This window comes from Planctomycetia bacterium (genome assembly GCA_034440135.1).
Lineage (GTDB): Bacteria > Planctomycetota > Planctomycetia > Pirellulales > JALHLM01 > JALHLM01.
This window is the reverse complement of sequence record JAWXBP010000328.1, coordinates 1-9,923: the sequence shown is the minus strand read 5'-3', so window position 1 is coordinate 9,923 and position 9,923 is coordinate 1. Positions and strand designations below refer to the sequence as shown.

General features: G+C 62.1%; 6 protein-coding genes. 5 read left to right on the top strand and 1 reads right to left on the bottom strand.

What is annotated here, in order from left to right:
* The coding region (locus tag SGJ19_19795) for a BBP7 family outer membrane beta-barrel protein (GenBank protein MDZ4782496.1) at positions 1-963 on the bottom strand (963 nt) is incomplete at its 3' end.
* Positions 964-1,300: 337 nt separating this feature from the next.
* On the opposite strand from SGJ19_19795, the gene SGJ19_19790 reads away from it, so the two are divergent.
* The 5 genes from SGJ19_19790 to SGJ19_19770 all read left to right on the top strand — a co-directional run bounded on the left by SGJ19_19790 (position 1,301) and on the right by SGJ19_19770 (position 9,827).
* Positions 1,301-4,819, top strand: coding sequence for a mechanosensitive ion channel (locus SGJ19_19790; protein ID MDZ4782495.1), 3,519 nt, complete (start codon positions 1,301-1,303; stop codon positions 4,817-4,819).
* A 186-nt stretch (positions 4,820-5,005) separates the two neighbouring features.
* Positions 5,006-6,430 carry a class II fumarate hydratase gene (locus SGJ19_19785; protein MDZ4782494.1) on the top strand — a complete coding sequence of 475 codons (1,425 nt, stop codon included), beginning with the start codon at positions 5,006-5,008 and terminating at the stop codon, positions 6,428-6,430.
* 42 nt (positions 6,431-6,472) lie between these two features.
* Positions 6,473-7,540 (top strand): tetratricopeptide repeat protein, encoded by a 1,068-nt coding sequence (locus tag SGJ19_19780; GenBank protein MDZ4782493.1) that lies wholly within the window; start codon positions 6,473-6,475, stop codon positions 7,538-7,540.
* Positions 7,541-7,715: 175 nt separating this feature from the next.
* The gene (gene glpK / locus SGJ19_19775; protein ID MDZ4782492.1) at positions 7,716-9,206 is read left to right on the top strand and encodes a glycerol kinase GlpK; all 1,491 of its coding nucleotides are present in this window, start codon (positions 7,716-7,718) and stop codon (positions 9,204-9,206) included.
* 150 nt (positions 9,207-9,356) lie between these two features.
* On the top strand, positions 9,357-9,827 hold the full coding sequence (locus tag SGJ19_19770) for a DUF2752 domain-containing protein (GenBank protein MDZ4782491.1): 471 nt from the start codon (positions 9,357-9,359) through the stop codon (positions 9,825-9,827).
* The last annotated feature ends 96 nt before the right edge of the window (positions 9,828-9,923 follow it).

Below are 9,923 nucleotides of genomic sequence, written 5' to 3'. Positions count from 1 at the left end.
GCCGTTGACAACGCCTGGATAGCAGACCAACTCCGAATCCTGCAGGCCCGTTTGAACATTGAAGAACGGGCGATTCAACGTGCCGCCCGGCGGGCAGAAGGCGTCGTAGCTGTCGGTCTTGGTGTCGAGTTGGAAGTACTCGGCTTCAATGCCTGAGCACATGCAGCAATCGAACCAATAGCCGGCGCGGAAACGGTAGCCAGAGCGATCTTCGTTGTTGACGTTGTTATCGCCGAACAAAACTGTCGTGCCTGGCTGTCCGAGTACGCCAGCTTGAGCGATCGGCGTGGTGTCGGGGCTGGAGGTCACGAGCGGCGGCAACGGGCTGCCTTTGGTCCACCAGAGCAAGTAATCGGCGCGAACCCAGAATACGCCCGACGGGCCACGGTGGCAGCCGCAATTGGCGTTGCCTTTGCCGCATTGGTTGCACGAGCCGCCGTGCGAATGGGCGTGACCATGTCCATCACCTTCCATCATCCTGGCCGGCGGCACCATGGCTGCCGGCGCCGGGCCAACTTCGCCGTCAGGAGTGGGCGCCACGTCCGTCGGCGCCGGGGCCGGATCGCCCTGCAGGCTGGTCGGAATGACTTGCGCCGCCCGTTCCAGCGGATAGGTCGATGGACTCGGCGGCAGTTGCTTGACGAATTCGTCGTATTGCTGCACGAGCGCCGTCTGGCGCACCTGATGTTGCGACTGCCCTGGAACTGACTGGTAGTGTGCGTGCTGCGCCACAGGTTGCTGCGGCGGCATCGCTGCCGTCGCGGGTACCACGCCTGATTGTACAGCGGACTGAACCGGTCCAGCCGCATGTCCCGCCACAGGGCGAAATGTCACGGTGGCCTGTCCGACGGATGGCGAGCCGAAGGCGGCGTTCGTGGGAATCGGGGCGGGGTTTTGCGGGGCGACAAACGGTTGCGGCGCCTGCGCGAACGCCGGCGACGCCATGCCACAGGCGAGGGCCATACTCGCCCTCCGCAGCCATGCGGTGAATGGGGTGGACATGTTCAAAACCTCGCTGTGGGTCGTTGGGTCCTGACGAAAGAAACGGACGCGCGGGAAGCGCCATTTCTTCTTAAGATGCGTAATCGGCGGATTGTATCGAAGAGTCCAAATATTTCGGCCCAAAGCGCTAAAACCAATACATTCGATACGACCCGCAGGCTTCCGCGCGCATCCCCAAATCCTGTGAATTAGCCAAGCTGCCCGGCGTTGCTGAACTGCCGTTGACGTGCGTGCTGGGGAAGCCTATAGCCATGCCCGATTTTGGAGAGGTTGTCGTTGGACCGACCGAAAGCAGGATATGTTCACGTTAGTTTTGCTCCGAAAACCGTACGTTTGGCCCCAATGGGCGTTGCTTGCCGCGATGACCTGCGGCACCGTATCTTCCAGCGCTGTCGCCCAAGAACCCGTCGTTGCGGAGGTTTCCGAAACCGAGGAAATCACTGCTGAAGTCGTAAAGGCGCGTCGCGAGGAAGCGGACGCGACGCCTACGCTGGACGACGTCACGCGACAGCGCGTCACGGAGTTGTATCGCCGTGCGGACGAAGAACTGGCCGTCGCGGCGGCGGCGAAGGCCCGCTACGCCGAGCACCAGCAAGCCATCGCGACCGCCCCAGACGAACAGCAAAAGCTTCGACAGGCAGTCGATCAGGCGGCCCCGGGGCGCGAGGCGATCACGGCCGAGCCAGCCACCTTAGCCGAGATCGAACAACAACTCACCACGCGCGAAGTCGAGTTAGCGAAGTTGCGGACGCGCCTCGTCGATCAACTCGCGGAACCGCAACGCCGGGCCGATCGGCGCGTGGAGATTTCCAAACAAGTTGAAGCGTTGGCCACGCAATTGGCCACGGCCGAGCGCGACGTCTCGCTGCCTCCCGCGGACGAAACGCATCCGATGCTGGCGATTGCCAACAAAACCTTTCTGGCGACACTCGCGCAAAGCCTCCGCGCGCAGCAAACTGCCTTGCTCGAAGAGTTGCGCCGCTATGACACGACGGCGGCGATTCTACCATTGCGACAGGATGTCACCGCGCGGTTGCTGGCACAGACCGAGCAGCAAGTGCAGTCGCTCCAATTGCGACTCAACGAGGAACGACGACTGGATGCCGAACGGCAGGCCAAGAGTGCTCGCGAAAGCGCGGCGCGCGCTCATCCGGCGATGAAAAAACTCGCCGATCAGAACGCCGACTGGGCGGAGCAACGCACCGGTCCCGACGGCGTAGTGAGCCGTATCGAAGCTTCGCAACAGGCCCAAGCGAAAGTCAAGCAGACGCTCAAGGAGCTCGAAGGCAGCTATTCGGACGTCAAGAAAAAGGTCGAGCTGGTCGGACTGACCGACGCGAACGGCGCAGTACTGCGCAAGCAGCGCGAGTTGCTCCCGGATCTGCGCGGGCACGAAGCGGCGATTCGCGCGCGGCAGACGCAGATCGGGAATATCTCGCTGGAGCAACTCACGCTGCGCGATGAGCGGAGCAAGCTTGCCGATATCGATGGTCAGGTGGCCGAGGCCCTGCGAGACGCACGCAACGACGCCGACGAACTGTCGCTGGGCGCGTTGCAATTCGCCGCGCGCGAGCTCCTCGTCTCGCGACGCGATACGCTGGACGCGTTGATTAACGACAACAATTCGTACTTCGCCGAGACCGTGGAGTTGCAGGGGCTCGAAGAAAAGCTGGTCAGCGAAACGAGCGCGTTCCGCGAGTACATCGACGAACGCGTGCTGTGGATTCGCTCCGCGGATGCATTCGGTCCGGCCTCGGCGGCCGCCACCTTGGAAGCCGCGCAATGGTTGTTCGACCCGCTGCATTGGACGGGCGTGATCAACGCAATGCGGGAAGATTTGCGCCAGAACCCGGCGCTCAACATCATCGCACTCGTCTTATTTGCGCTGGCTTATCGCATCGGCCGCAATCTGCGGCGCCGCTTGCGCAGCGCCGGTGAGTTGGTCGCCAAGAGCCATGTCACGGCGTTTCAGCCCACGCTGGCGGCGCTGGCGTTGACGTTGTTGATTTCCATCCAGTGGCCGGCGCTGATGTGGTACTTGTCGTTCCGACTAGAACATGCGCCCTTGGCCGGCGACTTCGAACGCGGTTGCTCGGCCGGGTTGCGATTGACGGCGCTCTTGTTCCTGACGATGGAATTCTTCCGCCAGGTTTGTCGCCGGCATGGGCTAGCGGACGCGCATTTCAACTGGCCGCAAACCAGCCTCTCGATCATTTCCCGCAACATGCGCTGGCTGATGGTCGTTCTGCTTCCGGCGGCGTTCGTCGTCTGCGCGATGGAGTACGGCGATTTCGACGCCCGGCAAAACTCGCTCGGACGCCTCGCGTATCTCGTGGGACTCGGCGCCTTGGGCGTGTTCATGCATCGTATCCTCCGCCCGCGCCGGGGCGCCTTGGCCGAGACGTACCTGCGCAATCCATTGCGCTGGAGCACGCGCCTGCAGCGGTTCTGGCACGGCGTCGGCTTCGGCGCGCCGATCGTCTTGGCGATCCTCGCCATCTGGGGATACTTCTACACTGCGTTGCAGTTGACCTGGCGACTGGAAGCCACGATCTGGTTGATCGTCGGGCTATTGATCCTGACTGCGGTGTTTGTCCGCTGGGTGCAGGTGGCGCGTCGAACACTGGCGATCCGCCAGGCAATGGAGCGCCGCGCCGCCAATGCAGCCGCGAAATTTGAGATCACGCCCGGTCCTGGAAATGAGTTACCTGCCGCGCCGCCGGCAACGCTCGATTTGTCGTTCCTCAGCCAACAAGCGCGGCGATTGTTGCAAAGCGCCGTCGGCGCCGCGGCGCTGGTCGGCATCTGGTTGATCTGGATCGACGTGCTGCCCGCGTTGCGAGTGTTGAACAACATCGAAGTCTGGCAGGCCAGCGGCGACGTGGTCGCGCTCGCTACGTTGCCGGCTACAAGCGCCAACGGACAACCCGCGACGACGACTCCGTCCGCTGTCGGCGACGGCATCTCCGTAACGCTGGCCGACTTGCTCGTGGCGGTGCTGATCGCGACCATGTCGATTATCGCCGCGAAGAACTTGCCGGGCCTGCTGGAGTTCACTGTTCTGCAGCGACTGCCGGTGGAATCCGGCGCCAAATTTGCCATCAAGACCGTGGCCAGTTATCTGATCTCCGTGATCGGCATCGTCTGGACGTTGGACCAAATCGGCATCGCTTGGGTTCACGTGCAATGGCTCGTCGCTGCGATCTCCGTCGGTCTCGGCTTTGGCTTGCAGGAGATTTTCGGCAACTTCGTCTCCGGCCTGATCATTCTCTTCGAGCGTCCGATTCGCGTCGGGGATATCGTCACCGTCGGTCAAACAACCGGCTGCGTCTCGCGCATTCAAATTCGCGCCACGACGATCAGCGACGGCGACCGCCGCGAGTTGATTGTGCCGAACAAAGATTTCATCACCGGCCAGATCGTCAACTGGACGCTTACCGATCCGATCACGCGCGTCGTTCTGCCGGTGAATATCGCCTATAACGCGGATATGGACTTGGCACACCGGCTGTTGATGCAGGCCGCGCGCGAAAACGCGTGGGTGATGAAGGACCCTGAGCCGATGGCGATCATGATCGGTCTCGGCGAGAGCGCGCTCAACTTCGAGTTGCGAGTATTCATTGCCAGCCGCGAACAGCACGCGCCGCTCGTTCATTCGCTGAACACTCGTATCGCCGCGAGTTTCCGTGAACATGGCATCGAAATCGCCTTCCCGCAGCGCGACTTGCACATCCGCGGCGTGGAAGGTGGATTGAAGCTGCAGATGCCATCGGAAGTTGCCGAATTGATCACCCGCCAAGACAAAAACGCCGCGTGAGGCGCCGTCGTACCAACACCAACCCGAAGCGCCAGCGAGGGGGAGAAGACGAATATTTCCAAAAAAGCACCGCACCGAGTCCCGACGTCAACTCCCCCTCGCTTGCGCGTCGGGCTAGTGGCAGAATACGTCAGTGTAACAGGCTAGAAAAGCACTTCCGCGCCCCATACAACTGAGACGGCCGTCATGAGCGAGTATCGGATTGAAGTCGATTCCATGGGCGAAGTCCGCGTCCCGGCCGCGGCGTACTACGGCGCGCAGACTACACGTGCCGTCGAGAATTTCCCCATCTCGGGGACGCCGTTGCCGAAGGAATTGATCCACGCCCTGGGACTGGTGAAATGGGCCGCCGGCGTAGCTAATCGCGATCTCGGCAAGCTCATGGGCTCCGGCAAGAATCCGCTTAATGCAGCGCAGGTAGACGCGCTCCTGAAAGCCTGTCGCGAGGTGGCCGACGGCAAGTTCGACGATCAATTTCCGATCGACATCTATCAGACTGGCTCGGGCACCTCGAGCAACATGAACGCCAACGAGGTGATCAGCAACCGCGCGATCGAACTCTCCGGCGGAGATCGCTTCGCGGCGCAGAAGCCGATCGATCCAAACGACCACGTCAACATGGGACAAAGCACGAACGACATGTTCCCGACGGCGATTCACACCGCCGTCGCGATGGCGATCCAGAGTCGATTGCTGCCCGCGTTGACGCGATTCGCCGAGATGCTTGAGTCCAAGGCCAAGGCGTGGGACAAGGTCATCAAGATCGGCCGCACGCATCTAGCGGACGCCACGCCATTGCGACTGGGCCAGGAGTTCGGCGGATTCGCGCGGCAGTTGCGATTGTCGGTCGAGCGAGCACAACGAGCGCTGGCCAGCGTACTGGAATTGCCCGCCGGCGGCACGGCGGTCGGGAGCGGGATCAATACGCATCCGGAGTTTGGTAAGCGCGTCGCGGCGGCGCTCAAATCGGAGAGCGGCGTTTCGTTCGTCGAAGCGGCCAATCATTTCGAAGGTAACGCCCAACGCGACGGGCTCGTGGAATGCCACGGGCAATTGAAAACCGTGGCGTCTACGTTGTTCAATGTGGCCAACAACATCCGCTGGCTCGGTTCCGGCCCGCGCTGCGGCTTCTACGAGATCATGATCCCCGATTTGCAGCCCGGCAGCTCGATCATGCCCGGCAAGGTGAACCCAGTGATGTGCGAGAGCATGATGCAGGTTTGCGCCCGGGTAATGGGGAACGATCAGACGATAACCGTCTCCGGCGCGGCCGGCGGACAGTTCCAGTTGAACATCATGATGCCGGTGATGGGCGCGACGACGCTGGAAAGCGTCTCGCTGCTCTCCGGCGCGAGCACGGCGTTCGTCGATCTCTGTTTGAAGGGAACGGAAGCCAACGAAGCAGCCTGCAACGCCTCGGTTGAGAAGAGTTTGTCGATGGTCACCAGCCTGAACCCGCACATCGGCTACAAGAAAGCCGCGGCGCTCGCGAAGGAAGCGTTCGCCTCCGGCAAGACGATTCGCGAATTGTGCGAAGAACAAAAGATCCTGCCAGCGGAAACGCTGAAGGAATCGCTCGATCCCTGGCGGATGACGGAACCGCACGCGTAGAGTTGTAGAAAAAGGCAATCAACGCCATTCATGGAGGAAGGCGTGGAACATCCGATTGTTCAGCACTTGCGTCGCATCGCGCGATTCGTCGTCGCGCTGTTGCTCATCGTCACCATGCAGGGAATTGTGCATGGACAGCCGGCGAAATCGCTGGCGGCGTCAATCCTGCGACGTGCTTTCGAGTTAAGCCGCGAGGCCGGTACCGAAGCGGAGTTCACAGAAGTCCTCGCGATGTGCGACGAGGCCGCGGCGCAAGGGAATAACCTGCCGGCCGCCGCTCGTTACGAACGCAAACTGCGCATCTGGGCGCTTGAAGCGCGGGGTGCTGCGCTGGTGGACAGCGGGCAATTCGCGCAGGCGCTCAACGACCTGGACGCGGCGCTGCAGCTCGATCCCAAATCCGCATCGGCGCTGCGATCGCGCGGCAAGTGCCTGGCGCGACTGGGCCGCCAGGACGAGGCGTTCGTCGATCTAGATCGCGCAATCGAGCTCGGCCGCGGTGATGCCGAACCGTTTGCCCAGCGTGGCGAAATCAACTACGCCGTGGGGCGCTTTCGCGAGGCTCTGCACGACTACGAACAAGCGCTCCGGCTCAAACCGAACCACGCCGGCGCCGTGGTCGGTCGCGGGCACGCGAAATATCGCCTGGGGCATATCGCGGCCGCCGTGACCGACTACACGCGCGCCATCAAGCTCCGCCCACGCGACGCCACGCTCTACACGCAACGCGGCAATGCCTACGCCGATAGCGGACGCTACACCGAAGCGGCCGCTGATTTTCGTCGCGCGATGAAGCTCGATCCTAGCTACGGCCGCGCCTTCCAGTCAGCGGCCTGGTTGATGTCGACCTGTCCCGATCCTCGCTATCGCAACGAAGTGCTGGCGATCGAGCTCTCGAAGCGGGCCATCGAATTGGACGGCAAATCGAATCACCGCTACTTGGAAACCCTGGCCGCGGCGCTCGCCAATGCCGGCTACTATGACGAAGCCCGAAAGGTGCAGGAACGGGCGTTGCAAAGGACGCCGGAAGGTTCGCTGTCCAGCGCCGAACTCAAACTCGACCTGTTCGCCGCCGGCAAGCCGTTTCGGGATGGCAAGGCGAGAAGATAGTCAGCTCGTGTCCCAGTGCCCGAGGCTCGGTCGGAAGACCGGCCACAACAACGGTCATATCGGGACGCGAAATCGCGGCGATAAAGTGCCGTCGTAGATGTTGCGTGAGCAGGATTCGTCACGGTAGCATACGTCCTCCGTGTCCACCCGCTCCGGCTCATCGCGCGTCCCACTCATGTCAAAATATATTCTGGCCCTGGATCAAGGCACCACTTCCAGCCGCGCGATCGTCTTCGGCCGCGACGGGCGGATTCGCGCGATGCGGCAGCGCGAGTTCCGACAGATCCTCCCGTCGCCCGGGCATGTCGAGCACGATCCCGAGGAGATTTGGGAATCGCAACTCGCCACGGCGCGCGAGGCGATCGCTGAGGCCGGCGCGACGGCAACCGACATCGCCGCGATCGGCGTCACGAATCAGCGCGAGACGACGGTGCTGTGGGAACGAGCAACTGGCAAACCGGTCTGCAACGCCATTGTCTGGCAGAGCCGGATCAGCGCGCCATTGTGCGAGCGCTTGAAATCCGAAGGCTGCGAGCCCATGGTGCGCGAAAAGTCTGGGCTGGTGCTGGACGCCTATTTTTCGGCATCGAAGATCGCGCACCTGTTCGCGACGCACGATGGACTGCGCGCGCGCTGCGAAGCGGGCGAAGTGCTGTTCGGCACCATCGATACGTATCTGATCTGGCGCATGACGGGCGGCCGCCGGCATGTGACCGATCTTAGCAACGCCAGTCGGACATTACTGTTCAACATTCACACGCTCGATTGGGACGACGACTTGCTCAAACTATTCGGCGTGCCGCGGGCGATGCTGCCCGAGGTGCGGCCGTCGAGCGAAGTTTATGGCGAGACCGACGCGTCGCTGTTCGGCGCGGCGATTCCCATCGCCGGTGACGCCGGAGATCAGCAAGCCGCCACGTTTGGCCAGGCCTGCTTTGCGCCGGGCACCGCGAAGAACACGTATGGCACCGGTTGCTTTCTGTTGATGAACACGGGCGACCAGCCAGTGCCATCAAAGAACCAATTGCTGACCACGATCGGCTGGGGCCTCGATGGCAAGGTGACCTATTGCCTCGAAGGTTCGGTGTTCATCGCGGGCGCAGTCGTGCAATGGTTGCGCGACGGCCTGGGCTTGATTAAATCGTCCAGCGAAGTAGAGCAATTGCTCAGTTCGGCCAGTGATTCCGGCGGCGTCTATTTCGTGCCGGCCTTCGTGGGTCTCGGCGCGCCGCATTGGGATCCGTTTGCGCGCGGCGCGATCTTCGGCATCACGCGCGGCACCACGGCCGGCAACCTGGCTTGGGCCGCGGTCGAGTCGATGGCGTTCCAATCGCGCGAGTTGATCGAGGCTATGGAACGCGACGCCAGCGTGAAGCTGCAGTCGCTCCGCGTCGACGGCGGCGCGACCGTCAACGCGCGGCTCTTGCAGTTCCAGGCCGATCTGCTCGATAAGCCGGTGCTGCGTCCGGTGGTGGCGGAGACCACGGCGCTCGGGGCCGCGTATCTCGCCGGGCTGGCCGTCGGCTACTGGCAAGGGCTCGATGACGTCCGCCGCAACTGGGCGTTGGACCGCGAATTTCAGCCAAAAATGAACGAAACAGATCGCACGGCCCGCTTCGCCAAATGGCAAAAGGCCGTTTCCCGCGCCCGCGACTGGGAACGGTAAACGCCCGCCGGTGTAGAATGGATTTGTTCCGCGAGCTTTGCGCCGCTAAGCCCAGGGCAGGCCCTCAAAGTCGAAATTGTCACCCACGACTTCGGTGGCCTGCCCTGGGCTTGTTGTCAACAACGTCTTCAAACGCCACCAGCGTCATACATGTCCACCGCCGAACCCGACATCGCGACTGACGAAGCGGCGATTGAGCGGCAATATCGTCGCACGCGCCGACTACATCATCTAATGATTCTGGTCGGCGTCGTCATCGTGATCGTATTGGCGTTCGCCTTGGAAGTTCGCAGTCCGACGCAAGTCGCCATCCGCGGATTTGACAAAGTCCTGCCGCCCAGTTGCCGCTTTCGCTCCTGGACCGGACTGGATTGCCCGAGTTGCGGCCTGACCCGCGCGTTCGTATCGATTGCGCACGGCGATCTCGCGGCGGCATTGCGTTTCAATCCGGTCAGCCCATTGGTATTCTTGGCGTTCCTCTTCCAGGTGCCGTATCGCGCTTGGCAGATACGCCGCTTGGATCGAGGGGAAGAAGAGCTTAACTGGCGCTGGCTCACTTGGGGCTTGTGGAGCTTATTGGGGCTGGCGTTGGCGCAGTGGGTCGTGCGAATCGTAGTTTAGTAGTTCCACTGTCTCTTGTGATTGACCTGGCGTAACTCTTTTTGTACACCACTCTTCCGTTGGCCATGACGGCTGGGGAAGGAGGGTGTGATGGAG